The organism is Lichenifustis flavocetrariae (assembly GCF_026130545.1).
GTDB lineage: Bacteria > Pseudomonadota > Alphaproteobacteria > Rhizobiales > Beijerinckiaceae > Lichenihabitans > Lichenihabitans flavocetrariae.
The window spans coordinates 127,958-150,193 of sequence record NZ_JAMOIM010000009.1 but is presented as its reverse complement, the minus strand read 5'-3'; the positions used below and the strand labels follow the sequence as shown (position 1 = coordinate 150,193).

The 22,236-nt window shown below is 61.7% G+C and carries 24 protein-coding genes; 19 read left to right on the top strand and 5 right to left on the bottom strand.

Annotated elements, in window-relative coordinates; translation table 11 throughout:
- Window positions 1-6 precede the first annotated feature (6 nt).
- The 4 genes from M8523_RS15205 to M8523_RS15190 all read left to right on the top strand — a co-directional run bounded on the left by M8523_RS15205 (window position 7) and on the right by M8523_RS15190 (window position 4,442).
- On the top strand, window positions 7-972 hold the full coding sequence (locus M8523_RS15205) for an OmpA family protein (RefSeq protein ID WP_282585727.1): 966 nt from the start codon (window positions 7-9) through the stop codon (window positions 970-972).
- The gene (locus M8523_RS15200) at window positions 969-2,516 is read left to right on the top strand and encodes a caspase family protein (protein WP_282585726.1); all 1,548 of its coding nucleotides are present in this window, start codon (window positions 969-971) and stop codon (window positions 2,514-2,516) included. Before M8523_RS15205 ends, M8523_RS15200 begins: the two co-directional genes overlap by 4 nt.
- 181 nt (window positions 2,517-2,697) lie before the next feature.
- Complete coding sequence (locus tag M8523_RS15195) at window positions 2,698-3,969, top strand: caspase family protein (RefSeq protein ID WP_282585725.1); 1,272 nt, start codon at window positions 2,698-2,700, stop codon at window positions 3,967-3,969.
- Between the two features lie 26 nt (window positions 3,970-3,995).
- Entirely contained in the window at window positions 3,996-4,442 is a 447-nt protein-coding gene (locus M8523_RS15190; protein WP_282585724.1) for a hypothetical protein, read from the top strand.
- Window positions 4,443-4,478: 36 nt separating this feature from the next.
- Here the strand turns inward: M8523_RS15190 and pncA are convergent, their stop codons facing one another.
- The gene (gene pncA / locus M8523_RS15185) at window positions 4,479-5,114 is read right to left on the bottom strand and encodes a bifunctional nicotinamidase/pyrazinamidase (protein WP_282585821.1); all 636 of its coding nucleotides are present in this window, start codon (window positions 5,112-5,114) and stop codon (window positions 4,479-4,481) included.
- A 179-nt stretch (window positions 5,115-5,293) separates the two neighbouring features.
- Between pncA and M8523_RS15180 the strand changes: the two genes are divergently transcribed.
- Complete coding sequence (locus M8523_RS15180; protein WP_282585723.1) at window positions 5,294-5,518, top strand: hypothetical protein; 225 nt, start codon at window positions 5,294-5,296, stop codon at window positions 5,516-5,518.
- Between the two features lie 4 nt (window positions 5,519-5,522).
- Here M8523_RS15180 and purB read toward each other — a convergent pair whose 3' ends face one another.
- Window positions 5,523-6,830 (bottom strand): adenylosuccinate lyase, encoded by a 1,308-nt coding sequence (purB, locus tag M8523_RS15175; RefSeq protein WP_282585722.1) that lies wholly within the window; start codon window positions 6,828-6,830, stop codon window positions 5,523-5,525.
- 229 nt (window positions 6,831-7,059) lie between these two features.
- Between purB and M8523_RS15170 the strand changes: the two genes are divergently transcribed.
- From M8523_RS15170 to M8523_RS15145, 6 genes are all read left to right on the top strand, one after another.
- Window positions 7,060-7,977 carry a branched-chain amino acid ABC transporter permease gene (locus tag M8523_RS15170; protein WP_282585721.1) on the top strand — a complete coding sequence of 306 codons (918 nt, stop codon included), beginning with the start codon at window positions 7,060-7,062 and terminating at the stop codon, window positions 7,975-7,977.
- 4 nt (window positions 7,978-7,981) lie between these two features.
- The gene (livM, locus tag M8523_RS15165) at window positions 7,982-9,373 is read left to right on the top strand and encodes a high-affinity branched-chain amino acid ABC transporter permease LivM (RefSeq protein ID WP_428350620.1); all 1,392 of its coding nucleotides are present in this window, start codon (window positions 7,982-7,984) and stop codon (window positions 9,371-9,373) included.
- Window positions 9,373-10,299, top strand: a complete 927-nt coding sequence (locus tag M8523_RS15160; protein WP_282585720.1) for an ABC transporter ATP-binding protein — start codon at window positions 9,373-9,375, stop codon at window positions 10,297-10,299. Before livM ends, M8523_RS15160 begins: the two co-directional genes overlap by 1 nt.
- Before the next feature lie 5 nt (window positions 10,300-10,304).
- On the top strand, window positions 10,305-11,063 hold the full coding sequence (locus tag M8523_RS15155) for an ABC transporter ATP-binding protein (protein ID WP_282585819.1): 759 nt from the start codon (window positions 10,305-10,307) through the stop codon (window positions 11,061-11,063).
- Window positions 11,063-11,416: a DUF6867 family protein gene (locus M8523_RS15150; RefSeq protein ID WP_282585719.1), complete on the top strand. Its 354-nt coding sequence runs from the start codon at window positions 11,063-11,065 to the stop codon at window positions 11,414-11,416. Before M8523_RS15155 ends, M8523_RS15150 begins: the two co-directional genes overlap by 1 nt.
- Window positions 11,417-11,569: 153 nt before the next feature.
- Window positions 11,570-12,688, top strand: a complete 1,119-nt coding sequence (locus tag M8523_RS15145) for a branched-chain amino acid ABC transporter substrate-binding protein (protein ID WP_282585718.1) — start codon at window positions 11,570-11,572, stop codon at window positions 12,686-12,688.
- A gap of 105 nt (window positions 12,689-12,793) precedes the next feature.
- Here M8523_RS15145 and M8523_RS15140 read toward each other — a convergent pair whose 3' ends face one another.
- The gene (locus M8523_RS15140; RefSeq protein ID WP_282585717.1) at window positions 12,794-13,525 is read right to left on the bottom strand and encodes a cytochrome c biogenesis CcdA family protein; all 732 of its coding nucleotides are present in this window, start codon (window positions 13,523-13,525) and stop codon (window positions 12,794-12,796) included.
- 72 nt (window positions 13,526-13,597) lie between these two features.
- Here M8523_RS15140 and M8523_RS15135 point away from each other — a divergent pair, with 72 nt between their 5' ends.
- The gene (locus M8523_RS15135) at window positions 13,598-14,593 is read left to right on the top strand and encodes a P1 family peptidase (RefSeq protein WP_282585716.1); all 996 of its coding nucleotides are present in this window, start codon (window positions 13,598-13,600) and stop codon (window positions 14,591-14,593) included.
- 58 nt (window positions 14,594-14,651) lie between these two features.
- Here M8523_RS15135 and M8523_RS15130 read toward each other — a convergent pair whose 3' ends face one another.
- Together M8523_RS15130 and M8523_RS15125 are read right to left on the bottom strand one after the other, a co-directional pair.
- Complete coding sequence (locus tag M8523_RS15130) at window positions 14,652-15,719, bottom strand: COG4705 family protein (RefSeq protein ID WP_282585715.1); 1,068 nt, start codon at window positions 15,717-15,719, stop codon at window positions 14,652-14,654.
- A 169-nt stretch (window positions 15,720-15,888) separates the two neighbouring features.
- Complete coding sequence (locus tag M8523_RS15125; RefSeq protein WP_282585714.1) at window positions 15,889-17,133, bottom strand: NAD(P)/FAD-dependent oxidoreductase; 1,245 nt, start codon at window positions 17,131-17,133, stop codon at window positions 15,889-15,891.
- Window positions 17,134-17,282: 149 nt separating this feature from the next.
- Between M8523_RS15125 and M8523_RS15120 the strand changes: the two genes are divergently transcribed.
- The 7 genes from M8523_RS15120 to M8523_RS15090 all read left to right on the top strand — a co-directional run bounded on the left by M8523_RS15120 (window position 17,283) and on the right by M8523_RS15090 (window position 22,174).
- Window positions 17,283-17,744: an SRPBCC family protein gene (locus M8523_RS15120; protein WP_282585713.1), complete on the top strand. Its 462-nt coding sequence runs from the start codon at window positions 17,283-17,285 to the stop codon at window positions 17,742-17,744.
- A gap of 7 nt (window positions 17,745-17,751) precedes the next feature.
- On the top strand, window positions 17,752-18,690 hold the full coding sequence (locus M8523_RS15115; protein WP_282585712.1) for an oxidoreductase: 939 nt from the start codon (window positions 17,752-17,754) through the stop codon (window positions 18,688-18,690).
- Between the two features lie 70 nt (window positions 18,691-18,760).
- Complete coding sequence (locus M8523_RS15110; protein WP_282585711.1) at window positions 18,761-19,312, top strand: CxxCxxCC domain-containing protein; 552 nt, start codon at window positions 18,761-18,763, stop codon at window positions 19,310-19,312.
- A 101-nt stretch (window positions 19,313-19,413) separates the two neighbouring features.
- Entirely contained in the window at window positions 19,414-19,737 is a 324-nt protein-coding gene (locus M8523_RS15105) for an XdhC family protein (protein ID WP_282585710.1), read from the top strand.
- Between the two features lie 27 nt (window positions 19,738-19,764).
- Window positions 19,765-20,481, top strand: a complete 717-nt coding sequence (locus M8523_RS15100; protein ID WP_282585709.1) for an XdhC family protein — start codon at window positions 19,765-19,767, stop codon at window positions 20,479-20,481.
- Complete coding sequence (locus M8523_RS15095) at window positions 20,478-21,542, top strand: molybdopterin-binding protein (RefSeq protein WP_282585708.1); 1,065 nt, start codon at window positions 20,478-20,480, stop codon at window positions 21,540-21,542. The genes M8523_RS15100 and M8523_RS15095 overlap by 4 nt, the downstream gene beginning before the upstream one ends.
- A complete protein-coding gene (locus M8523_RS15090) occupies window positions 21,539-22,174 on the top strand; it encodes a nucleotidyltransferase family protein (protein ID WP_282585707.1) in 636 nt (211 codons plus the stop codon). Before M8523_RS15095 ends, M8523_RS15090 begins: the two co-directional genes overlap by 4 nt.
- The last annotated feature ends 62 nt before the right edge of the window (window positions 22,175-22,236 follow it).

The window sequence follows — 22,236 nt, the reverse complement described above, 5'->3', positions numbered from 1 at the left end:
TGGTGGGTGACAGCGGCACTTCTGGGAGGATTGGCGTGTTCACCAGCCGTGGCCGAGAACAACGCCTTTTGTCGAGATGCGCAGCTCGACCAGGAGGTTCAGGCGCTCACGCGCGAGGAACTTCCCGCCGACCGGCTTGCGGCCCTGGCGGCACGGCTCGATGATGCCGGCCAACCCGACCAAGGCTGCGGACCGCAGACCGCCTATTGTGTCGGCCTCAGGGTGGCCCTCGCTGCAGTCGATGCCGCCTATGTGCAATTGCGGAGGCCTGCGCCGGATCTGGCTGCTGTCCGCGCCACCCTCGAGCAAGGGCATCGGCACGGCTCACCGTGGCAATTGCTGGTTGCACTCGGCGATGTGGAGGCCGCCCAAGCGCATGGGGCGGCCGGCGCGGAGGCGTTCCGTGACTCGGCCGTGAATCTTCAGGGCGCCCTCAATGCCATTAGCGAGCCTCCACTCTGCGTCGCGTTCGGCGAGATCCGGCCGGAGCCGGACGACATTCGCCGTATCCGCAAGCGCGCTGAAGAATCGGTCTTGTTGTCCCCGAGCTTCGACGTCACCCGTACGCGATCGGGCGAGTGTGGCGGCATTCTCCTCAGCAAGGTTCGGGGTATCGTCGTTGAAAGCACTCCTCTGCCGATCACTTTTGCGTCCGGCAAGGCGGACCTCACACCGGCCGGCCGGAAAGCCGCGGATGCACTGTTGCAATGCCTGAAGGAAAAAGGCCTGCCGGCCGTGACCCTGACCGGGCACACGGATGACCATGGACCCGATGGCTACAATATGCAGCTCTCCGCAACCCGTCTCGCAACAGTCGACTCCTATCTCAAAGCAGGAGGCTATGGCGGGTCGGTGCGGCTGATCCCCAAGGGCAAGCGCGAACCGTTCCAGCCGGATGATCCGAGCCAACATTCCACGGACGAGCTCGATCAGATGAACCGGCGTGTGGAATTACGGGACGCCGCACCTTGATTCGCGCCGCCGCCCTGTGGCTGGCAGCGTTGCTGTGCGGCACCGCACCAGCGGAAGCTGCAATCCATGCGCTTGTCATGGGATTCGACACCTACCGCTTCAAGATCTCTCTGGAGGGGTCGCGCAACGACGCGGCCGATCTGGCCAAGGTGCTGCGCCGGCATGGCGTCGAAGATCTCACAATGCTGGATGAACACTCGGGGCGGCGCTCCGATTTCGAGGCGGCCTGGGCCGCCATGATGAATCGAAGTGCGTCGGGAGACCTCGTGTTCATGTCCTTTTCGGGCCACGGCAACCGTTCCCCGGAACCAGGCGAGCCGAAACACACGCCGGACGGTATGGAAAAGGGTTTCCTTCTGCCGGCTTACGACGAGGCCAAGTTCCCTGAAGAACAGCTCCGGTTTGAGCATCTTTACGATCTCTTCGACGATGCGTCCAAAAAGGGCGTGAAGGTGGTCTTTGTGGCCGACGCTTGCCATGCCGGGGGCACGGTTCGAGCCGTGAGAGCCTCTTCGGTCGTGCCGAAATTCCAAACATTCCAAACGCACGGACAGAAGCTGCCGGATCCTCCGCTAGCGGGTGCCGTTGTGAGCCGGCCGCCGATCTCCAATCTCACGATCTTCTCCGCCGCGGACGAGCAACAGAGCATTCAGGAATTTACCATCGAGGGACAGCGTCGCGGTGCATTGAGCTATGTCGTGGCGCGGGGCCTAGACGGGGCCGCGGCCGCGAACGACGGACGACTGACGGCAGGCGCGCTCGCCCGCTACGTGCTCACCAATGTGAGGCTCAAGTCGGAGAACACGCAGGTTCCCGGCACTGTGACGCCCGAACCCAATCTCTCGATCTTACAGTCCGCGGCACCGCCTGACGCGGCTGGAATGCCGGGGCTCTCCACGACATCCGTGTTTGTCGACGGCGCCTCGTCGTCTCTTTTGGGCGCCGTTCTCGTTCAACGGCAATCCGCGGCGGTCTTGTCCTTGATCGGCAATCGCATCTTCGACGCACATGGGGATGCGATCACCGGACCTGTCTCGGCGAGCGGCTTACAGGATGCGGTCGATGCCCGTCGCGTTTTGGACGCGTTGACCAAGGTGGTCGGCGCGGCAGACCGTGGCCTGCAAACCAAGGTCGCAGCTTTAGGGCAGGGCGCCTCCGACCGTACCTACGTCCAAGGGGAGCGGGTTCGCATTGAAGCCGAACAAAGCCAGCTGCCTTTCCTCACTGTTGTCGATCTCGCGGCGGATGGGACGATCCAGTTTCTTTGGCCGCATGATGGCGATCCCATCGCCTGGACCGAACCGGAACCACCCCATTTCGACGTCCAGGTGACCCCGCCTTTTGGACAGGACACGCTGATCTTCATCGAAAGCGACAAGGCACTGCCGGACCTGCATGCCGCCCTGAAACTATTTGACGGCCGGGCAAAGCCCACGGCGTTTTATGACGCGCTGCGGATCTGGCTGCCCCAAACACGGTTTCGGCTCGGCCTTCAGGCTGTTTTCACCTGTGTTGCTGTGCGGAGCGACGGGACATGCGCCTGAGGATGTTGCCCATCACGGTCAAAGATCGCATTGCCGTGAAGCTGAGTGTGCGCCGGGACGGGTTTCCGCTCTGTTTCCGACATGGAGGGGATTGAGCGTGGGCACCTCGCGTATCACCCTCATGAGTCATTTGGTTGGGGCCTGTCAGATATGTCTGACCGTCGGATGGTTCCTCTGCGCCATGCCATATGCCTTGGCGCAGAACCGGGTCGCGTTGGTGATCGGCAACAATCACTACGGCCAGCTCGATGCCGATCATCAGTTGCAGAAAGCCATCAACGATGCCCAGGCGGTGGGCGACGCTCTCCTTAGAGACGGTTTCCAGGTACTGCGCGGGACCGATCTCACCAGAGCCGAGATGGTCGACAAGCTCTATGATCTAACCTCGCGTCTACAGCCGGGTGATACGGCCCTGTTCTATTTTGCGGGCCACGGCGTGGCGCTTGGCAGCGGCAATTATCTGCTGCCCACGGATGTCCCGGATGTTGCGCCGGGACAGGAAATGAGAATCGCCAGCCAGTCGATTGCTGAAGCCGACGTCATCTCCAGCATGCAGGACAAAGGCGCGCGCGTCTCGATCGTCATTCTGGACGCGTGTCGCGACAATCCGTTCAAGAAAACAGGGGCCCGTTCGGTCGGACTCGAACGTGGCTTTGGTCGCATGCCGGAGGCGAACGGGGTGTTCTCACTCTATTCCGCCGGCTATGGCCAATCTGCCCTCGACCGGTTGTCCGATGACGATCGAAATCCGAACTCGGTCTTTACGCGTGTGCTTGTGCCACTGCTCACGCGGCCCGGATTGAACCTCGACGATCTCGCCTACGAGATTCGAGAGGATGTGGCCAAGCTTGCTGCCACCACACCGGATCATCACGAGCAAATCCCTGCGGCCTATGATCAGATCATCGGGGGCCGGGTGTATCTCGTCCGGGACAGCGCCTCGGCCGACCAAGCCGTGTCGTCCCGCGCGACGTCGCTGCCGGTTCCTACCAGTGCGGCGCCAACACCGCCCACGACCCCGACCCCGGCGACGCTCGCTGCATTGGAGACCCCGAAGGCCGTCGAACCAGCGCGGTCCCCGCCATCCGAGGCGTCCCTGGCGGCAAAAGTCCAAGCTGAACTGAACAGGCTTGGATGCAATGCCGGTGCGGCCAACGGCGACTGGACCGTGCAATCCCGGATGGCGCTTCTGCAGTTCAGCTTGAAGGAAAAGCTCACGCTCAATGTGGATCAACCCGACCAGTCCATGCTGGACCGCTTGCAAACGCAGAAAAGCGCCGTCTGCCCGCCCCTGGTGAAAATCCCGCACAGCCCGGAACCCAAGCGTGCCGCCATTCCGCATCGTGCGCCCAGTCCGGTCGTCCGAAATTATGCACCGCACCCGCCGGCGGCGCGGGCTCCAGCAGCGGCAGGTAGCTGCTTCATGTTCAATGGGCAGCGGGTGTGCGAGTAAATGTCATATTCAAGAAGGTTATTGCGATGTCGTCACGCTTTCTGATTTCGGTTCTGGCCATGATTCTCGTCGGCGCGTCATCCGCGCGCGCAGATTCTCCCTACGGCAAAACGTTCATCGGCTCGTCCCAAATGTGCTCTGTTCGCTACGGCACCTGCACGGGCAACGTGCCGATCCATATCTACTTGGCTCGCTCGGGACGCCTGTATTCGTTCCTCCAGTCCGAGGGCGGTCAGATGTTTTCGCTTGGTCAATACATCTCTGTCGGGACTGCCCAGCAGCGATTTCTCGTCAGCGGCAACACGTTGGTGTTCGAGGACACCTATCCGTTCAACGGGTCCCGCGTGCTTCTCCGCGGCTATCTTCACACGCGAGGCGATGCGTGTTCCGTCACGGCGTCGGCCACGATGGACGGACAGCCTGAACCCATCACGTTTCAGGGGTCATGCCAAGTCTACGACGGCCAACGCTGACAGACGGACCGTGCAAGCGCTCGGGTAAGTCTTGTGTCACCCTGCCTTGATGTCGGCCATCTCCACCCAGGTCACGCCGGCGGCCGACATGTCGGTAAAGGCCCGAGCCATCGATCCGTCTATATCGATCCCACGGGTGGCGTCTGCCACAAGGATCGTCTCGAAACCGGCGCGCGCCGCGTCGATCGCGCTCCAACCGGCACAGAAATCGGTCGCCAGCCCGCAGACGATCACTCGGCGGAGATTGCGCTCGCGCAAATAACCCGCGAGCCCGGTCTGCGTCTGCCCGTCGGCCTCGACAAAGGCCGAATAACTATCGAGACCGATCCGGTATCCTTTTCGGATAATCAGTTCCGCATGAGGTGCCTCAAGGCTTGCCACAATCTCGGCACCCTTCGACCCTTGCAGACAGTGGTCGGGCCAAAGAAGTTGCGTCCGTCCGTCAGGTAGCATGACGGCGTCGAACGGCTTTTTGTCCCGATGACTAGACGCGAACGAGACATGGTCACGGGGATGCCAGTCCTGTGTAAGGATCACATGATCAAAGAGGGCGACCAATTGGTTGCAGGGCGCCACAACGGCCTCCCCGGCCGGCACCGCGAGGGGCCCACCGGGCAGGAAGTCGTTTTGCAGATCGACGACGATCAAGACGTCGGTTCGAGGATCAATCATCATCCACGGGCCCTCTTTCGTGCCAAAGTGCCGCTCATTTCGTCGACGTTAAGCTCCGTCGTCTTCAATGGTTGAGCAATTGGCGCCGCCATGACAAGCCCTGATCGCTTCGGGTAAGGCTTGGCGGCGGGCATAATCGCGTCCGGCCAGGAAGGCCGCCTTTGTCAGAAAGGTTTCCCATGCTCGCCTCGCCCGCTGCGACCGACCCCGAGATGAAACTCGAAGTCCTGCTCGACGCCCTCTTGTTTATGGTTCGACACAGTCCTGTGCCGAACCTCGGCGATGCGCTGATCGCAGACCTGCACCGGACCACCTTGGGCGATGCCAAGCGACGCAAGATCGTCGACGATCTCGCCTCCAGGCTGCGCGAGCGCGACGAGTTCATAGACGAGAACGACGCCTGAAATCTCATGCCGCTCCGAAGACACGGTCGAAGATCGTGTCGACATGCTTGGTGTGATAGCCGAGGTCGAATAGACTTTCCAATGTCTCCGGCGACAGCGCCGCCGTCACGTCAGGATCGGCCTTGAGCAGCGGGAGAAAGGCGCCTTCGCCGCGCCATACCGGCATCGCGTTGCGCTGCACAAGGCGATAGGCGTCTTCGCGTGAGACGCCGGCCTGCGTCAGGGCCAGCAGGACACGCTGCGAATGAACGAGGCCGCCGAGCCGGTCGAGGTTCTTCTGCATTGTCTCCGGGTAGACCAGGAGCTTGTCGATCACGCCCGCAAGCCTTGCCAGCGCGAAATCGAGCGTGATCGTGGCATCCGGTCCGATCATCCGCTCGACGGAGGAATGCGAGATGTCGCGCTCGTGCCAGAGCGCGACGTTTTCGAGGGCCGGCGTCACCATCCCGCGCACGAGTCGCGCGAGCCCGGTCAGGTTCTCGGTCAGCACGGGATTGCGCTTGTGCGGCATGGCGGACGAGCCCTTCTGCCCGGGCGAGAAATATTCCTCGGCCTCCAGCACTTCGGTGCGCTGCAGATGGCGGATCTCGATGGCGAGTCGCTCGACGCACGACGCCACGACCCCCAGGGTCGCGAAAAACATCGCATGTCGGTCGCGCGGGATGATCTGCGTCGACACTGGCTCGACCTTGAGCCCCATCTTGGCCGCCACATGCGCCTCCACTCGCGGGTCGATATTCGCGAATGTGCCGACAGCGCCCGACAGCGCGCAGGTGGCGATCTCCTCCCGGGCTCGCACGAGCCGGTTCCGGCAGCGGTCGAATTCCGCATACGCGAAGGCGAGCTTCAGACCGAACGTCACCGGCTCCGCGTGAATGCCGTGCGACCGACCGATGGTTGGCGTAAATTTATGCTCGAATGCCCGCTTCTTCAGCGCCTGCAGCAACGTATCGACATCGGCGATCAGCATGTCGGCCGCTCGACTGAGTTGCACCGCGAGGCACGTGTCGAGCACGTCCGATGAGGTCATTCCCTGATGCACGAAGCGGGACTCCGGGCCGAGAAAATCCGCAAGATGCGTCAGGAAGGCGATGACGTCGTGTTTGGTCTCGCGCTCGATGGCGTCGATCCGCTCGACGTCGAACGTCACATGACCGGCCTTGGCCCAGATCGCCGCGGCATCCGCCTTCGGGATCGTGCCGAGTTCCGCCATGGCATCGGCGGCGTGCGCCTCGATCTCGAACCAGATCCGGAAGCGGGTCTGGGGATCCCACAACTTGACCATATCGGGACGGGAATAGCGCGGGATCATGCCGGAACTCGGATCAGAATGAGATGAGCTGCCCTAGCACGGGGCACCTCGGGAAGACAGGGCGCCTTTCCGCAGTACGAAGGGCTGTGGTACCGCGGCACCGGTGCCTAAGATCCAGTTAACAATTGTGACCGTTTGAAGACGAGCAATTGCTCAGCGGCATATCGCTTGCTAGCCTTAAGATCATGGTGCGCTAGGCTGCGGATCTGAGGCGGAGCGATCGCGACGTATGGAAGTCTTTCTACAGCAGTTGATCAACGGGCTGACCTTGGGATCGATCTACGGCCTGATCGCCATTGGCTACACGATGGTTTTCGGGATTATCGGCATGGTCAATTTCGCGCATGGCGATGTTTTCATGTTGTCCGCTTTCATCGCCCTCATGCTGTTCGTCGTTCTGACGCAGTTGCTCGGAATGACCTCGATCCCGCTGGCCTTCGTGATCGTCCTGATCGGCGCCATGGTCCTGACGGCCCTCTGGAACTGGGCAATCGAAAGAGTGGCGTATCGACCCCTTCGCGGATCGTTTCGGCTGGCACCGCTGATCTCAGCGATCGGGATGTCGATCTTCCTGTCGAATTTTGTGCAAGTCGTGCAGGGACCACGCAATAAAACGATCCCGCCCATGTTCGACAAAGTGATCCACCTGACCACGGGGGGCACCTATGATGTAACACTTTCGCTCAAGCAGATCCTGATCGTCTTGGTCACGGCCGTGCTGCTGGCGGGCTTCTGGTATCTTGTTCAAAAGACCTCATTGGGTCGAGCGCAGCGGGCGTGCGAGCAGGATCGGCGGATGGCAGCGTTGCTTGGCATCGACGTGGATCGCACGATCTCCCTGACCTTCGTCATCGGTGCGGCCTTGGCGGCCGTGGCTGGCGTGCTCTACATGAGCTACTATGGTGTGGTGAACTTTTCAGACGGGTTCATTCCCGGCGTGAAGGCTTTCACGGCGGCCGTCCTGGGGGGTATTGGCTCGCTGCCAGGCGCCGTCCTTGGAGGTCTGCTGATCGGTCTGATCGAAGTGTTTTGGTCGGCTTATTTTTCGTCCGACTATAAGGATGTCGCCGCGTTTTCCATCCTGGCCCTGACGCTGATCTTCATGCCCTCCGGCCTGCTCGGGCGGCCTGAAATCGAAAAGGTCTGAGCTGATGCAGATCCAAGCGAGCAAACCCGTGGCTGCCGAGCCGGTGAGCGGTGGTTTCGACATCATGGCTGCCGTCAAGGACGCTGGCTTTGCCGCTCTTGTGACGCTCGGCTTGTCATTCCCGATCCTGGCCTTCAGGACACAAGAGGACATTTCGAACCATCTGATCGTCGTCCCGCGCTGGTCATGGCCGATCACAGCCGCGATCCTGGTTTTCGTCGGCCGGTTCGCGGCTATCTTGTTCCGGTCTCGACCACGGGCTACCCGTGCTCCGACGCTGCCAAAAGCGCCATCCGCCTCGGCGACCTTCCTGATCCGCTATGCAAGCTGGTTCGGGGTGGCGGCTCTGATCGCCTTCCCGATGGTGATGGTGGCGGCGCTTGGCGCCGGCGGCTCGCTGAAATGGATCAATAATTACGGTATCCAGATCCTCATCTATGTGATGCTCGGCTGGGGGTTGAACATCGTAGTGGGCCTCTCGGGGCTCCTCGATCTCGGTTATGTGGCCTTCTATGCGGTCGGTGCCTATTCTTACGCGCTGCTGTCCACCACCTTCGGGCTCAGCTTTTGGATTTGCTTGCCCCTAGCAGGCCTTCTTGCGGCATTCTGGGGTATCATCCTTGGCTTCCCAGTGCTGCGCCTCCGGGGGGATTACCTCGCGATCGTCACACTGGCGTTCGGTGAGATCATCCGGCTGGTGTTGATCAATTGGACAGACCTGACCAACGGCTACGCGGGCATCTCCTCGATCCCGCGCGCGACCTTCTTCGGAGTGCCGTTCACGGATGATGACGACGGGTTCGCGCATCTCTTCGGCATGGACTATTCGCCGATCCAACGCACCATTTTCCTGTTCTACCTGATTCTGGCTCTGGCCCTGCTCACCAATGCCGTGACGTTGCGGCTGCGCCGCCTACCGGTCGGACGCGCTTGGGAAGCCTTGCGCGAGGATGAGATCGCCTGCCGGTCGCTGGGCATCAACACCACGAACACCAAGCTGACGGCCTTCGCGCTTGGGGCCATGTTCGGGGGCTTCGCGGGATCGTTTTTCGCGGTGCGCCAGGGGTTCGTCAGCCCGGAGAGTTTCACCTTCATCGAATCGGCAACCATCCTGGCCATCGTGGTGCTGGGCGGCATGGGGTCGCAGATCGGCGTTGCTCTCGCCGCCGTGCTGATGATCGGCGGCACCGAGATCCTGCGTGAACTCGACTTCTTGAAGGCCGTGTTCGGGAGGGACTTTGATCCTGTGCAGTACCGGATGCTGATCTTTGGGGCCGGCATGGTCCTTATGATGATCCTGAAACCGCGCGGGATCATCTCGACCCGGACCCCCTCGATTTTCTACAAGGAGCAAAAGGCGATTTCCGGATCCCTCGTAAAGGAAGGGCACGGCTGATGTCCTCCTGGCAGACCGACCCCCTCCTCGTTGTCGAACACTTGACCATGAGGTTTGGCGGACTCGTGGCCGTCAACAACCTGAGCTTTTCGGTCGGTCGAACCGACATCACAGCCCTGATCGGCCCGAATGGCGCCGGCAAGACGACGGTCTTCAACTGTGTGACCGGCTTCTATAAACCCACCGAAGGCAGATTGGCTCTGGCGCGCCAGGGGATTGCCGCCGCGCCGGATGTCGAGCACCTGACCGGAACCGGCGCACGCCACGGTAAGAGCAATTCAGGGAATATCTATCTCCTCGAGCGGATGCCTGGGCACGAGATCGCCGACAAGGCGCGCGTGGCCCGAACCTTCCAGAATATTCGCCTCTTCACCGGTATGACGGTCCTGGAGAACCTGCTGGTCGCCCAGCATAATGCCTTGATGAAAGCATCCGGCTACACGGTCCTCGGCGTGCTGGGGATCGGCGGTTACAAGGCCAAGGAGAAAGCGGCGGTCGCCAAGGCGATCTCATGGCTCGACAAGATCGGTCTTCTGGACCGCGCCGACGATCCGGCGGGCGACCTTCCTTATGGCGATCAGCGCCGGCTGGAAATCGCGCGTGCCATGTGTACCGACCCGATCCTGCTGTGCCTGGACGAGCCGGCGGCGGGCCTCAACCCACGAGAATCGCTCGAGCTCAACGCCCTGCTGCGCTCCATCCGCAACGATCACAACACGGCCGTTCTGCTTATTGAGCATGACATGAGTGTCGTCATGGAAATCTCGGATCACGTTGTCGTGCTCGATTACGGCACCAAGATCGCGGACGGCACGCCTCAAGAAATCCGCAACGACCCCAGGGTCATCGCGGCTTATCTGGGTGTGGAGGACGAAGAGGTCGAAGAAGTCGAGGCCGAAATCGACATGGCGGAGAAAGCCTCGTGACTGCCATGACCCAGACGTTGGCGGAGCGCGCCGTCACCCGCAAGGCACCGCTTCTCGCGATCAGGGGCGTGAAGACTTATTACGGCAAGATCGTCGCCTTGAAGGGGGTCGACCTCGACGTGCAAGAGGGGGAGATCGTCACCCTGATCGGGGCCAACGGGGCCGGAAAATCGACCCTGATGATGACGATCTTCGGCAGTCCGCGGGCGCGCGAAGGTGTGATCTCGTTTGACGGACGAGACATCACGCGCTTGCCAACCCATGAGATCGCACGCCTGTCCATCGCCCAATCGCCCGAAGGCCGACGGATCTTTGCTCGCATGACGGTTTACGAGAACCTTCAGATGGGCGCGTCCATCAACAAGTTCGCCTATTTCGACCAGGATCTCGAACGCGTCTTCGCGCTATTCCCGCGGCTGAAGGAGCGCATCAACCAGCGTGGCGGCACGATGTCAGGCGGCGAGCAGCAGATGCTGGCCATCGCGCGCGCGCTCATGAGTCGACCGCGGCTGTTGTTGTTGGATGAGCCCTCCCTGGGACTGGCGCCTCTCATCGTGAAGCAGATCTTCGACGCGGTGAAACTCCTCAACAAATCAGAGGGTCTCACGGTGTTTCTCGTCGAGCAGAACGCATTCCATGCGCTGAAACTGGCCGATCGAGGCTATGTCATGGTGAACGGTGTCATCACGATGTCGGGAACGGGTCGGGAGCTTCTGGCCAAACCCGAAGTGCGGGCTGCGTACCTCGAAGGAGGTCACCACTGATGGGCGGCCTTCTCTACACCACGGATGACGGCGGTCTGTTTCACTTCATCGCTCTCACGGTCGTGATCGGCGGGATCCTCGCGTGGCAGGCCGGTCGAGCGATCTCAGGAACGTGGCGCGGGTTCTGGATCGTGCCCTTCTACATGCTGATCCTGGCGGCTGGGGTCCGGTTTCTTCATTACGCCTTGTTCGGCGAAGAACTGCTCAACCTGCAGTATTACATCGTGTCCTTTTTGGTCGCTATTCTAGCGGCGATCTACGGGTACCGGTCACGGCGCTCCGAGCAGATGAGCACCCAATATTCCTGGATCTACAGCCGGTCGGGTCCGATCGGCTGGACGATGAAATCTTGAACGTTCGATGCGTCCGGCATCGAGCGGGACAGACGGCGTAAGCTTGCCTGATTTCCACGTGACAACTTCCACGAAATCAGCAACATCTCCGGCGCGAGCCTGGAGGCTGCGCGCCGAACCTTGCGATACTCCATCTCACATCGGGGACAGCGTATGAAATATCTTGGACTAACGGGCTTCGTACTGGCGGCAGGTTTGGCCTACGCCGGTGCGGCCCAGGCCGAAATCAAGCTCGGCATCGCTGGCCCCATCACCGGCCCTAACGCGGCCTTCGGAGCGCAGTTGCAGAATGGCGCCCAGCAAGCGGTGGACGATCTTAACGCCAAGGGCGGCGTGCTCGGTCAGAAGATCTCGGTCGACGTCGGCGACGACGTGTCCGATCCTAAGCAGGGCGTCTCTGTCGCCAACAAGTTCGTGGGCGACGGCGTGAAATGGGTCGTCGGTCACTTTAACTCTGGCGTGACCATTCCGGCCTCCGATGTCTACCTCGAAAACAACATGCTGATGATCACGCCATCGGCCACCAATCCCACCCTCACCGAGAAGGGCAAGTGGGACGTGTTCCGCACCTGCGGTCGTGACGACCAGCAGGGCGCCGTCGCTGCGAAGTATATTGAAGAGCATCTCAAGGGCAAAAAGATCGCCGTTCTGCACGACAAGACCACCTATGGGAAGGGCCTTGCCGATGCCACCAAGGACGCGCTTGCAAAGGCCGGCCTGAAGCCCGTTCTTTACGAAGGCGTCAATGCCGGTGAGAAGGACTATTCGGCCATCGTGTCCAAGGTGAAGGCCTCCGGCGCCGATATCGTCTATTGGGGCGGCCTGCATCCGGAAGGTGGTTTGATCGTGCGGCAGATGCGCGACCAGGGGGTTCAAGCCACCATGATGTCCGGAGACGGCATCACTGACAACGAATTCGCGGCCATCGGTGGTCCTGGTGTTATCGGCACGTTGATGACCTTCGGTCCCGACCCGCGCAAGAAGGCGACCGCCGCTGCCGTCGTGAAGGAATTCGCGGCCAAGAACTTCGATCCGCAGGCCTATACGCTCTACAGCTACGCCGCGGTTCAGATCATGGCTGAAGCTGCCGAGCACGTGAAGTCGGTCGAGCCGAAGAAGATGGCCGAATACATGCACACCGGCGCGACCTTCCACACAGTGCTTGGCGATCTCTCGTTCGACAAGAAGGGCGACCTCAAGCAGGCGGCCTATGTGATGTACACATGGAAAAAAGGTCCGGACGACAAGATCACCTATTTCGAGAACGATTGATCGTCTGACTTCGGTACTCCACGCCGAGGCTTAGTTTAAAAACGCTCCCGGCCCAACCAGGCCGGGAGCGTTTAGTTTGAGGAGCGTCCAGGGGAAATGACCGCCTCAGCCGAGTGAGGCGAGGCCCGGGAATGTCTCGATCAGCCAATACGACAGGCTCTGCATGCCGCCCGTGAGGAACGCGATGCCGGTGACCACGAGAAGCGCGCCGGCGACCCTCTCGACCGTTTGAAAATGACGGCGGAACCCGCGCAGGAACCGGAGGAATCCCCCTACCGCGAAGGCCGCTGCCACGAAGGGCAGGCCTAGGCCGGCCGAGTAGACGCCGAGCAGGGCCGCGCCATGTGCCACCGTGCTTTCTGACCCGGCGATTGCCAAGATCGCGGCCAGGATCGGACCGATGCAGGGTGTCCAGCCGAACGCGAAGGCGAGGCCCATGACATAAGCGGCACCGAGTCCGCTGGAGCGTTCGACACTGACGCGCTTCTCCCGATAGAGCAGGGTGAGACGGAAGAGGCCGATGAAGTGCAGCCCCATCAATATGATTGCGAAGCCGGCCGCGATCGAAAAGGCTGTGTTGAATTGCCGGATCATTTGGCCGAACACCGAGGCGGTCGCCCCAAGTGCCACGAACACAGTGGTGAAGCCGGCTACGAAGAAGAGGCTTGCCAGCACCGCATCTCGCCGCGTGCGGGCTGCGTCGGTACTTTGCAATTCGTCGAGCGTCGATCCGGCGAGATAACAAAGGTAGGGCGGAACAAGCGGTAAGACGCAAGGGCTAAGAAACGAGATAAGACCCGCGATGAAGGCGGCGGTGACGCTGACGTTCGAAGACATGCCTTTTCCTACCTCAAGCCACAGGGTGCCGGTAGCGGAAAGCAGTGAGCGGGGCACAGAGAGGGCAGGGACATGCGAAACTTGATCACCGATATTCCCGGCCTGCGGGTTGGCCATGCGCAGGACGAACGACTTGCGTCCGGTGTCACGACGCTGATCTTTGACAGCCCGACGATCGCTTCGATCTCGATCCAGGGAGGGGCGCCCGGGGTCCGCGACGCGGCTTTGCTTGAGCCGGATATGACGGTGGAGGGGGTCGATGCCCTGGTATTGTCAGGCGGCTCCGCTTTTGGTCTCGACAGCATGGGCGGGGTCCAAGGCGCATTGCGTGAACAGGGCCGTGGTTTTGCGGTCGGCCAGTTCCTCATCCCAATCGTGCCCGGCGCAATCCTGTTCGATCTCGGCAACGGGGGCGACAAAGACTGGGGCCGCATGCCTCCCTACTGGGATCTAGGCTACGCGAGCGCGGTCGCCGCGTCGGTTGATTTTGCACTCGGCAGTGTCGGCGCCGGTCTCGGCGCCACGACCGCCGACCTCAAGGGAGGCCTCGGCTCGACGAGCGCGGTGACACCATCCGGCTTCACGGTCGGAGCCCTGGTGGTCGTCAACGCGCTCGGCCAAACCACTATCGGCGACGGTCCCTATTTTTGGGCTGCCACCTTTGAGCGCGAGGCCGAGTTCGGGGGCCTCGGTATGCCTGCATCCTGGCCTGCAAACGGCCATCTTCGGGTGAAAGGCCATACGCCGCAAAACACCACGATCGCCATCGTGGCGACGGATGCCGCAATGACAAAGGCGCAATGCAAGCGGCTTGCTGTCATGGCCCATGACGGAATGGCCCGCGCTATCCGGCCGAGCCATGCTGCCCTCGACGGCGATGTCGTGTTCGCCGCCGCGACCGGCGGGACCGCCAAAGAAGCCCCAACGCTCCATCAACTCACCGAGATTGGTGCGCTCGCAGCCGATTGCCTCGCCCGCGCTATCGCGCGCGCTGTTTTCGAGGCAACGTCGCTCCCGTTCGATAGGGCGCTGCCAAGCTGGCGCCAGAGATTCAGACAGGAAACCTGAGTCACGGAACAGCTTGACCGATCGCAGCGGTCATCTCCCGTCGAGGTGCGCTCGGCACTTAGCGGGTCCGATCGCGCAGTTCGACCTCTCTCGCCTGAGCCCATTGATCGAATTCATGACGCTTGACCGCGAACCACAGGGAAATCAGCCGCAAGCTGCGCGATGATCCCACTGAGCTCAGTTCCTGGCAGCAAAGATAGAAGGCGTTTATGGCAAGCCCAATTCCGTAGGACAGAACCAGGGATGGATCACCCGGCCGCTGCAGGACGTAGATCCGCATCATGAAAAAGCATCCGACCAGGGACAGACCGATGAGCGCGAGCCGGAGGGCGGGCAACAGAACGCGGATCGCCGAGCCAAAACCCACGCTCGCATCCGTCCTCTTAGGGCCGGCGCGCATTGAGAGCGCGATGAGGAGAACCGAGGTCGTGAGGACGATCGAGACGGGCAGACCTAAATTCAAGCCGCGGCTTTTCGCGAGCCAGTCGCCCATGGCGGTACCCGCCGCTCGCTCGGCGAGCACCACGCACCAATAACCGACCATCGCGGTCGGCGCGGCGAGATTGCGCACGCGGATGACCGCCAGCAAAAGCACCGTGAGCAGCGTCGCTGAGAGGAACAGACCGACGCTGTGCGAGACCATATCGCCGCCAACTGTTCCAAAAACACCGCCGACGAACATCGCTCCCCAGTAGCGGAGATCGATCCGAGGAGACCGGCCTTCGGCGGCTGGCAGCGTGTAATAACCGCACACCAACGTCATCGCGCCGAGGACGACCGTCGCGAGGAGATAGTTCATGCCCAATGCGTGGGTGAAGTAGTCGCCGACATTGGTCGCGACCGCCCGGAGGCAAATGATGGCAAGCCAATAGAAGAATTCGGTACGGCCCCCGTTCTCACGATCACCCCAGATCATCAGGGCGCAAATCACCGCCAGCGACGCGAAGGAAGTCTCCAGACCCAAGCCGAGGTAGTCGGCGCACAAGTCTCCGATATTAGCGCCGAGCGCGCTTGCGGCGAACATCGCGAGCCAAAACGCCGAAGTCGGCGCGAGGGCACGAGCGGGAAATGGGCGATCCTGCGCCGGGGTCGACGCCGAAACGGCGTCGAAAGTCTGATCGGTCATGGATTACGCCTCGTCACTGCGAGACTTTGGTACTTTTGAATTGCGACAGCGAGATAAAGACGACGAAGCGCCGCCTCATCATTGACACCGGCTATGCGGAAAAGCCTCGTTTTCGGCTACCAAAGCGCCCGCCAGGAGAGCGGGGGGCGACCCTTTAGGCCTCCTAATTCTAGAATCGGTCCGCTCGATAGGGGCTCGGATCGGTGAACGGCTCTTCTCCCGTGATCATCTCTGCTAGAAGTCGGCCTGTGACCGGGCCCAGCGTCAAGCCATGATGCTGGTGGCCGAAGTCAAACCAGAGGCCCTTATGCTTGTCACCCTTGTCAATCACCGGCAGCATGTCCGGGAAGCAGGGGCGGGCGCCCATCCAGGGCTTGTCTTCGACAGCATCACCGAGTGGAAATAGCTTCCGGGCCTTCGGAATAGCGCGCTCGACCTGCACAGGAGAGGGAGCCGCGTCGCGGTCGGCGAATTCGGCGCCTGTCGTCAGGCGAATGCCGCGCATCATCGGGGCGAGCAGGAAGCCGCCATCGACATCGAGCACGGGGCGATTAAGCACCGCATTGCCGTTCGGATGGAAGTGCTGGTGATAGCCACGTTTGATACCGAGTGGCATCGCATATCCGAGCTTTTCGTAGATCGTGTTCGACCAAGGCCCTAGCGCCACGACGACATCGCGCGACTGAACCGGCCCCGCTTCGGTCTCGACCTGCCATCCCGCGGGATGTTCTTCCAGCGTTTGCGCGTCACCTTGAACGAAACGGCCGCCCAGCGTCGTGAAGTAGTCCGCATAGGCCTTGACCAGCCCGCCGGGATCGGAAATCGCGCCGGGGTCACGGAAATGAAGGGCGCCGATGAGGCCCTCGCCGAGAAACGGTTCGCGCTCGGCGATCCCCGCCGTATCGAGCGTATCGATCGACAGCCCATAGGGCTTGAGCTTCTCCAGTTCCGCCATGCCTTTTTCCAGGCTTTCCTCGGCCCGAAAAGCTTTGATCCAGCCGACCTTCCGCAGGAAGTGGCTGGCCTGTGCGGCCTCCATGAAATCCTCATGCTCGTCGAGCGAGCGCTGGATCAGCGGCCAGGCGCCCGACACCGTCTTGGCAACGCCCTCGGGCGAGGAGGCCATGAAGTAGCGGCCGAGCCAGGGCATGACGGTCGGGAGTGCGGAGAAGTGATAATGGGCGTCGGTCGACGTGTTCTGCGCGTAACGGATCAGCGTTCCGAGTTCTCGTGGAAACGCATAGGGAAACACCGAGGCACGCTCGATCAGGCCGGCATTCCCGTAACTCGTTTCTTCGCCGGCGCCGCGCCGGTCCACGAGCACGACGGCCCGCCCCCGGCGCTGCAGATGGATCGCTGCCGAGACGCCGACGATGCCGGCTCCGAGCACAAGCACATCCGTCTTGCCATCCATTGGCCGCACCTTTCTTCGAACCACCGGTTTCCGAGGTCCACTTGCCAGATTCCGGTCTGGAACGCATCCCATGCAAGGAATGTTCTCACAGGCTGGTTTGCGGGTTCCACCCTTTACCCTAGGATGCCGCTGACCAATGAGGACAGGCGATGGCCATAACTTTGGAAGGCGCGTTCACGATTCCCGCCGACAAGCGGATCGTCTGGTCGGGCTTGAACGACCCGGATGTCCTTCGCGCCTGCATTCCCGGGTGTCATACGCTGGAAAAGGCGAGCGACAATGAGTTTTTCGCGATCGCGAAGGTCAAGATCGGGCCGATGAACACCTCGATCAAAGGCAAGGTCGAATTGCGGGACGTCGATGCGCCGAACAGCTGTCGGTTACTGGGCGAGGGATTGGGCGGCATCGCGGGTTTCGCCAAGGGCGAAGCAGACATCCGCCTGACCGACGTGCCGGAAGGAACCAGCGTGACCTACGCGGTCGAAGCCAATGTGGGCGGCAAGCTCGCCCATCTCGGAGGCCGCTTTTTCGACGGAATGGCGAAGCGAATGGTGGATCGGTTTTTTGCGCGGTTCGTGGCGGTGATCGCTCCAGACCAGTCGGCGGCATAGGCGAGACATGGCCTTTCGGCGCGATGTACCCCTGCCGTCGCAGCAGGGCAGGGTGGCGATCGTCACCGGGGGAACAGGGGGGCTCGGTCTCGAGACCGCGAAGGTGCTTGCAGGGGCGGGCGCGGAAGTGATCGTGGCCGGCCGCAACGCGGGCAAAGGCCAGCAGGCGGTCGCCGAGATCCGGCAAAAGCATCCGGCGGCGAAAGTTCGCTTCGGTCTCCTCGATCTGGCGAGCCTCGACTCCATTCGAAGCTTCGCGACCTCCATCATGTCGACGCATCCGGCTCTCGATCTTCTGATCAACAATGCCGGGGTCATGGCGGTGCCGGCCCGCCACGAGACTCGCGACGGGTTCGAGCTTCAGTTCGGCACCAATTACCTGGGACATTTCGCACTGACGGGCTTGCTCCTCCCCGCTCTGCGCAGGGGTAAGGCGTCCCGCGTCGTCAATCTTGCTAGCCTCGCCCATCTGCGCGGACGTATCGACTTCGCCGACCCTCAAGCTCGGCGGGGCTACAACGCCTGGAAGGCCTACTGCCAGTCGAAACTCGCTATGCTGATGTTCGGCTTGGAATTCCAGCGCCGGAGTGCGGCCCTCGGCTGGGGCGTGACGGGTGTGTCGGCCCATCCGGGTTGGGCCATGACCGACATCTTCAAGAACGGACCGACAATCGGCGGCGGCATGGGGATGAAGGAGCGCTTGGGGCTCCTGCTGTTTCCATTGTTCGGTCAGTCTGCCGCCGCTGGCGCGTGGCCGATCCTCTTCGCCGCCACCGCGCCGAAGATCCAGGCCGGTGGCTACTATGGGCCGGACGGTTTCTACGAACTTAAAGGGCGCCCGAAAGCCTCGCGAATCGCGCCGCAGGCACGAAACGTGGATGCGGCTGCGCGCCTCTGGGATCTCTCGGTGGATCTGACCGGCGTTGACCCGACGAGGGCGATTTGACACGCCATCCATCCCTCACCTGTCGCTCGAAAGATGGCGTGCCTCGAAGGGCTCGCGTAGAATGGGCTGGATGTCCTCCGAATTAACCTCCAGCGCCGCTCCGCCCGTCGGCCTCGTTCCTGGCCGCACGTGCGGCTCATGTGCCATGTGCTGCAAGGTCTTCGCTATTCCCGAACTCGACAAGGGAGTCCAGCAATGGTGCCGGCATGTGGCTCAGGGACATGGCTGCGGAATTCATGCGACCCGCCCCGACACCTGCCGGTTGTTTTTCTGTCATTGGCTGCGAAACCCGCACCTCGGTCCGGAATGGAAGCCGGACCGGGCGAAGTTCCTCATCTACACCGAGGCCGGAGGCCGGCGCATGGTGGTCGCTCCAGATTCAGGTGCACCCGCGGCTTGGCGTCGCGAGCCCTATTATGCCCAGTTCAAGCGCTGGGCTCTGGTGGGAGCGCCCTCCAATCACCAAATCCTTGTCTTCAACCATAAACGAGCGACCGCGATCCTTCCGGATCGCGATGTCGATCTCGGAACTGTCGAGGTCGGCGACGAGGTCGTCTATCGCATGACAGGTCACCGCATCGAGGTCGATCACCGGAAGGCTTCGACCGATGCCGTCCGTTAGACAGTTGAAGCGTTGGCTTCCGGGGAGTCTTCGCTTCGACACGAACCCGCGAACATCCGCCGGCCTCGGCTATTTCGCTTGATTGCATGAGGAGTTCAACGATGCTGACGACCGATGACGACATCCTGGTTCATGCCGAAACATGGAAGCGGAGCGGCAAAGGGGTGGCGGTTGCAACGGTCGTCGACACCTGGGGATCAGCGCCGCGTCCGGTTGGCAGTCAACTTGTGGTCGATCAGGACGGGAATTTCCTCGGATCGGTTTCGGGCGGGTGTGTCGAAGGCGACGTCATTACGGAAGGGCTCGACATTATCGAGGCCGGGGGCTCCAAGCTGCTCGAATTTGGCGTTGCCGACGAGACGGCATGGCGGGTCGGTCTGTCGTGCGGCGGCAAGATCAGAATTTTGGTCCAAAGGATCGACTGAAACCTTCTCGCAATCGAAGGCGACATCATGCGGCTCGAACATCTAGCGGTTTTGAACCAGGAGCGCGCTGCTCGTCGGGCCGTGCTGTTGGTGACCGACCTCGCCTCGGGACAGCAGAGGCTCGTCAAGGGCGACGATGTGGCCGCAGATCCTTTGGCCGACATTCTTGCCGATCGTCTGCGCCTGGGAAAAAGCGGGACGGTAGAGCAGGAAGGGCGATCCCTCTTCATCAACGTCCATGTCCCACCGGTGCGCCTTGTGGTGATTGGAGCCGTCCATGTCAGCCAGGCTCTTGCCGAATTGGCGAGGACAGTTGGCATCGACGTCATCATCATCGATCCACGTACCGCCTTTGCGACTTCCGAGCGGTTTCCCTCGACCAGAGTCATCGCGGCATGGCCCGAGGAGGTGCTGCCGGACCTCAACCTCGATCGCTTCAGTGCCTTGGCGGTGCTGACCCATGATCCGAAGATCGACGATCCGGCGCTGATCGCGGGTCTCAGGAGCGCTTGCTTCTATATAGGGGCTCTCGGATCGCGGAAGACACATGCGGCGCGATGCGGGCGCCTGGCGGCACGCCAATTTTCTGATGATGATCTGGCGCGCATCCATGCGCCCATCGGCCTCGACATCGGCGCCGTCAGTCCCGCCGAGATCGCGGTCTCGATCTTAGGCGAAATCATCCTTGCGCTCCGGCGCAAGCCCACCCGCGCAGAGGCCACACAATCGGAGCCTGTAGGATGAAATTTGGCCCTGTTCCGCTGAACGGGGCGATTGGCGCCACCGTGGCCCATGCGCTCCATGTCGGATCCGTGACCCTGAAGAAGGGGGAGGTGGTCACCGGGGACCATGTTGCCGCACTCGCTTCGCTCGGCGTTGCAGAGTTGATGGTGGCCCGCATGGAAGTGGACGATGTCGGCGAAAACGAAGCGGCCCAACGACTCGCACAAACTATCGGAGGCGTTCATCTTTCGACCGATCGTGCCTTTACCGGACGGGCAAATCTGTTTGCCAGGACGAGTGGGGTTCTGAGTCTCGATGTCGAGGCCGTCAACCGCCTGAATGCAATCGATGAATCCTTGACGTTAGCGACCCTGCCGCCGTTCCGCGCGGTCGTCGCTGGCGAGATGGTGGCCACGGTGAAGATCATTCCTTTCGCCGTCTCACGTCAGTCGTTGAACGAGGCCCTACGTCTCGCCGGTCAGCCCATCGTCGATCTAAAGCCGTTCCAGGCTCTTCAAGTGGGCGTGCTTTCGACTGTTCTGCCAGGTCTGAAACCCTCTGTGATCCGCAAAACGGTTCAGCACCTTGCCGACAGGCTGGCCATTGCGGGCGCCCCTATTGTGGCGGACGAGACCCTTCCCCATGACACACGCGCGCTGTCAGAGAGGCTTATCGGACTTTCCCGGAAATGCGACCTCGTGGTCGTGTTCGGCGCCTCCGCAATTACGGACCGCCGTGACGTCATCCCTGCAGCGCTCACCGAGGCCGGAGGAACGATCGAACAATTCGGCATGCCGGTCGATCCGGGAAACCTCCTCCTCCTCGGTCGACTTGGTCGGGCTTGGGTGATCGGCGCTCCGGGCTGTGCCCGCAGTCCCAAGGAGAACGGCTTCGACTGGATTCTCCAGCGCCTGCTCGCCGGCATCGAAGTCACTCGCGACGATATTCGGCGTCTCGGTGCGGGCGGCCTTTTGATGGAAATCGTCTCCCGTCCACAGCCGCGCCTCGATACGGTTCTTCCATTGGGCAGCAAAAGGCCGATTGGAGTCGAGGTCGCGGCGGACAACGATGCGCTCCTATGACCTCCTACGCGGCTGTGATCCTCGCTGCGGGGCAGGCTTCCCGGTATCGCCAGGCCGGCGGGGCTGAACCAACGAAGCTCATCGCCCCGCTTGATGGAGAGCCGCTTGTCCGCCATGTCGTCCGATCGGCATTGGCGTCGATGGCGCGGCCCGTCATCGTCGTGACCGGCCATGCAGCATCGGATCTGGTGGACGCTCTCATCGACCTCCCAGTCGTTTGCACGCACAATCCTGATTTCGCGCAAGGCTTATCGACCTCATTGCAAGTCGGGGTCTCCGCGGTCCCACCCCAGTGTGCTGGTGCGATCGTTCTTCTGGCTGACATGCCTGACATCGACAGCGGCACAATCGATGCCATGATCGAAGCCGCTCATGTTCGTCCCTCGGCCGATGCGGTGGTTCCGGTTCATGGCCGGCAGAGAGGCAATCCGGTTCTGCTCTCACGGTCCATTTTTGTGCGTGTCGCGGCCTTACAAGGAGATGTTGGAGCTCGTCGCCTCCTGAATGAAACCGACATTTCCGTCGAAGAAGTCGAGCGGACCGCGGCCATTCTCCACGACGTCGACCTGCCCGAGGATCTCGCTCCGTTACGCTGTCGCACAAGATCGCATCCGGGTACCAGTGCGCCTTAATCGTTTGGTGATGTTCGCGGCGTGCAATCGAATTGGCGAGGATCTTGCTGGTCCGAGTCGGA

What these genes read in the sequence shown, in the direction of transcription:
- M8523_RS15195 (WP_282585725.1), top strand. Translation starts at nt 2,698, where the DNA reads ATGCCATATGCCTTGGCGCAGAACCGGGTCGCGTTGGTGATCGGCAAC.
- M8523_RS15190 (WP_282585724.1), top strand. Translation starts at nt 3,996, where the DNA reads ATGTCGTCACGCTTTCTGATTTCGGTTCTGGCCATGATTCTCGTCGGC.
- pncA (WP_282585821.1), bottom strand. Translation starts at nt 5,114, where the DNA reads ATGATTGATCCTCGAACCGACGTCTTGATCGTCGTCGATCTGCAAAAC.
- M8523_RS15180 (WP_282585723.1), top strand. Translation starts at nt 5,294, where the DNA reads ATGCTCGCCTCGCCCGCTGCGACCGACCCCGAGATGAAACTCGAAGTC.
- purB (WP_282585722.1), bottom strand. Translation starts at nt 6,830, where the DNA reads ATGATCCCGCGCTATTCCCGTCCCGATATGGTCAAGTTGTGGGATCCC.
- M8523_RS15170 (WP_282585721.1), top strand. Translation starts at nt 7,060, where the DNA reads ATGGAAGTCTTTCTACAGCAGTTGATCAACGGGCTGACCTTGGGATCG.
- livM (WP_428350620.1), top strand. Translation starts at nt 7,982, where the DNA reads ATGCAGATCCAAGCGAGCAAACCCGTGGCTGCCGAGCCGGTGAGCGGT.
- M8523_RS15160 (WP_282585720.1), top strand. Translation starts at nt 9,373, where the DNA reads ATGTCCTCCTGGCAGACCGACCCCCTCCTCGTTGTCGAACACTTGACC.
- M8523_RS15155 (WP_282585819.1), top strand. Translation starts at nt 10,305, where the DNA reads ATGACCCAGACGTTGGCGGAGCGCGCCGTCACCCGCAAGGCACCGCTT.
- M8523_RS15150 (WP_282585719.1), top strand. Translation starts at nt 11,063, where the DNA reads ATGGGCGGCCTTCTCTACACCACGGATGACGGCGGTCTGTTTCACTTC.
- M8523_RS15145 (WP_282585718.1), top strand. Translation starts at nt 11,570, where the DNA reads ATGAAATATCTTGGACTAACGGGCTTCGTACTGGCGGCAGGTTTGGCC.
- M8523_RS15140 (WP_282585717.1), bottom strand. Translation starts at nt 13,525, where the DNA reads ATGTCTTCGAACGTCAGCGTCACCGCCGCCTTCATCGCGGGTCTTATC.
- M8523_RS15135 (WP_282585716.1), top strand. Translation starts at nt 13,598, where the DNA reads ATGCGAAACTTGATCACCGATATTCCCGGCCTGCGGGTTGGCCATGCG.
- M8523_RS15130 (WP_282585715.1), bottom strand. Translation starts at nt 15,719, where the DNA reads ATGACCGATCAGACTTTCGACGCCGTTTCGGCGTCGACCCCGGCGCAG.
- M8523_RS15125 (WP_282585714.1), bottom strand. Translation starts at nt 17,133, where the DNA reads ATGGATGGCAAGACGGATGTGCTTGTGCTCGGAGCCGGCATCGTCGGC.
- M8523_RS15120 (WP_282585713.1), top strand. Translation starts at nt 17,283, where the DNA reads ATGGCCATAACTTTGGAAGGCGCGTTCACGATTCCCGCCGACAAGCGG.
- M8523_RS15115 (WP_282585712.1), top strand. Translation starts at nt 17,752, where the DNA reads ATGGCCTTTCGGCGCGATGTACCCCTGCCGTCGCAGCAGGGCAGGGTG.
- M8523_RS15110 (WP_282585711.1), top strand. Translation starts at nt 18,761, where the DNA reads ATGTCCTCCGAATTAACCTCCAGCGCCGCTCCGCCCGTCGGCCTCGTT.
- M8523_RS15105 (WP_282585710.1), top strand. Translation starts at nt 19,414, where the DNA reads ATGCTGACGACCGATGACGACATCCTGGTTCATGCCGAAACATGGAAG.
- M8523_RS15100 (WP_282585709.1), top strand. Translation starts at nt 19,765, where the DNA reads ATGCGGCTCGAACATCTAGCGGTTTTGAACCAGGAGCGCGCTGCTCGT.
- M8523_RS15095 (WP_282585708.1), top strand. Translation starts at nt 20,478, where the DNA reads ATGAAATTTGGCCCTGTTCCGCTGAACGGGGCGATTGGCGCCACCGTG.
- M8523_RS15090 (WP_282585707.1), top strand. Translation starts at nt 21,539, where the DNA reads ATGACCTCCTACGCGGCTGTGATCCTCGCTGCGGGGCAGGCTTCCCGG.